The 1,885-nt window shown below is 69.9% G+C and carries 4 protein-coding genes; 2 read left to right on the forward strand and 2 right to left on the reverse strand.

Features of this window, described 5'->3' with window-relative positions; translation table 11 throughout:
* A partial coding sequence (locus RIF89_RS14585) for a glutamine synthetase beta-grasp domain-containing protein (protein WP_309069793.1) occupies nucleotides 1-206 on the reverse strand: 206 nt, incomplete at its 3' end.
* A 156-nt stretch (nucleotides 207-362) separates the two neighbouring features.
* Here RIF89_RS14585 and RIF89_RS14590 point away from each other — a divergent pair.
* Nucleotides 363-758: an RDD family protein gene (locus RIF89_RS14590; protein WP_309069794.1), complete on the forward strand. Its 396-nt coding sequence runs from the start codon at nucleotides 363-365 to the stop codon at nucleotides 756-758.
* Between the two features lie 48 nt (nucleotides 759-806).
* On the opposite strand, the gene RIF89_RS14595 is transcribed toward RIF89_RS14590, so the two are convergent.
* Complete coding sequence (locus tag RIF89_RS14595; RefSeq protein ID WP_309069795.1) at nucleotides 807-1,514, reverse strand: DUF4191 family protein; 708 nt, start codon at nucleotides 1,512-1,514, stop codon at nucleotides 807-809.
* 142 nt (nucleotides 1,515-1,656) lie between these two features.
* On the opposite strand from RIF89_RS14595, the gene RIF89_RS14600 reads away from it, so the two are divergent.
* Nucleotides 1,657-1,885 (forward strand): hypothetical protein (locus RIF89_RS14600; protein WP_309069796.1); only part of this gene is annotated, 229 nt, incomplete at its 3' end.

Consider the following 1,885-nt stretch of genomic DNA (forward strand, 5'->3'; position numbering starts at 1 on the left):
TGCATGTCCGACTCATGGATGTTCGCGAAGCCCCGGATCGAGGAGCCGTCGAACAGCTGCCCCACCGTGAAGAACTCCTCATCGACAGTCGAGGCCGGGATGTTGAAGTGCTGCTGGACACCGGGGAGATCGGTGAACCGGATGTCGAGGAACTTGACATCGTTGTCCTTGATGAAGGCCAGCACCTCGGATGAATCGTTGAACATTGAGGCTCCAGATTGGTGGGACTAGTGGGATCGCCTGGAACGCAGGTGACGCCACGACCGTAGCGGCAGGGCATTGCCCGAGGGTGTCCCTCATGTTTCCGGGATGTTACGCGGACGCTGAGAGGCGCGCGTTTCCGGGCGACATAGGCTGGACGGATGAGCACCTCCGCCGACGCATATCCAGGGCAGCGACTGGGCCTGCCGGCGACCGGGAAGGGCAGCGTGGCACGCCTCCCGCGCCGGATCCTCGGTCTCGCGATCGACTGGACGGCCGCCGTCGTGATCTCCATCGCCTTCTTCGACTACGACCCGCTCGCGACGTTGGCGGTGTTCGCCGCGATCCACATCCTCTTCGTGCCGACGATGGGCGGAAGCCCGGGGCATCGCATCGCCGGCATGCGCCTGCAGCTCGAGGGCGGCGGCTGGACGGGCGTGTGGCGCCCGATCGTGCGCACGCTGCTGCTCGTGCTGCTGATCCCCGCCGTGGTGTGGGATCCGGATCAGCGCGGCCTCCACGACCGCGCGGCGCGCACGATCCTGGTGCGCGCCTGAGACGACGAACGCCCCGCCTGTCGGCGGGGCGTTCGTCATGTTCGCGGATCAGCGCGGACGCGGGGCGCGAGCCTTCGTCGGATCGATGCCCTTCGGGATCGGCAGCGATGCGAGCGACTGCGAGACCGACTCGATGCGCTGGACGACGGCGCCCATGGTGGCGCGGTCGATGGCCTTCGGGTAGGCCTTGATCGTCTTGGCGAGCTGCGAGATCGGCACCTCGTCCTCGCCGTGGCCGACGTAGAGCTCGTGCACGGGGACGCCCGCGGCGACGCGGCTGACCTTCATCCGCTCGTCGCGCATCAGGCGGGTGAGGCGTCCGCGGGCGCCCTCGCCGACGATCACCACGCCACCGCGGCCGACGGCGCGGTAGACCGCCTCCTGAGTCTTGGGGTTGACGCCCACGGGCATCTCGCTCGAGCGCCAGCTGCGACCGAGCATCGTCGACAGCACGTGTCCCGTCGCGCCGGGCATGCCGTCGATCTTGCGGTACATCGCCTTGGTCGACACGCGCGTGAGGGTCATCATGGCGGCGAGCAGGCCGAGCATGACGCCGGCGAGGCCCCACAGGATCACGCCCCACACGGACGGCTGGAGCAGGAAGCCCAGCAGGACGCCGATCGCGATGCCCGCGACGAGGATTCCGAGCAGCAGCCAGCCGATCCAGGGGTACACCTCGCGCGTGAAGGTGAACAGGGACCTGATCTGCTTGAAGAATCCCGGGCGCTTCTCGGCCTCGGGGGTGCGTGCTGCCATGCTTCCAGCCTACCGAGTCGACGGCCGCGCGCCGACCCGTTCGGTGCGCGGCACCTCGTCCACAGGCAGCGTCGCCGGACGCTTCGCGCCTGATCGGGGCCTACGCCCGTGCGGCGCGTGGACGGGCACGCAGGATGGCGTCATGACTCGCGTGCGCCCCCTCGTCGAAGCTCCCGAGGTCGCGGCCACGGCGCCCGCCGAAACGGCCGCGCCGCCGCTCACCGATGCGTATCGCCCGATCCGCCGGGTCGCTCCGCCGCACGCTCCGCTCGAAGGCGTGCTCGCGGCCGCGGGGGAGCGACGCGTGGTGCTCGCCGACGCTGCTGCCGTCGCCGACCGTGTCTTCCTCGGCCGCTCCGCGCCGCCGCAGC

Source organism: Microbacterium sp. (assembly GCF_031178525.1).
Taxonomy (GTDB): Bacteria; Actinomycetota; Actinomycetes; order Actinomycetales; family Microbacteriaceae; genus Microbacterium.

Bases quoted from the DNA above. Each gene is read 5' to 3' on its own strand.
- RIF89_RS14590 (WP_309069794.1), top strand. From the start codon at position 363: ATGAGCACCTCCGCCGACGCATATCCAGGGCAGCGACTGGGCCTGCCG.
- RIF89_RS14595 (WP_309069795.1), bottom strand. From the start codon at position 1,514: ATGGCAGCACGCACCCCCGAGGCCGAGAAGCGCCCGGGATTCTTCAAG.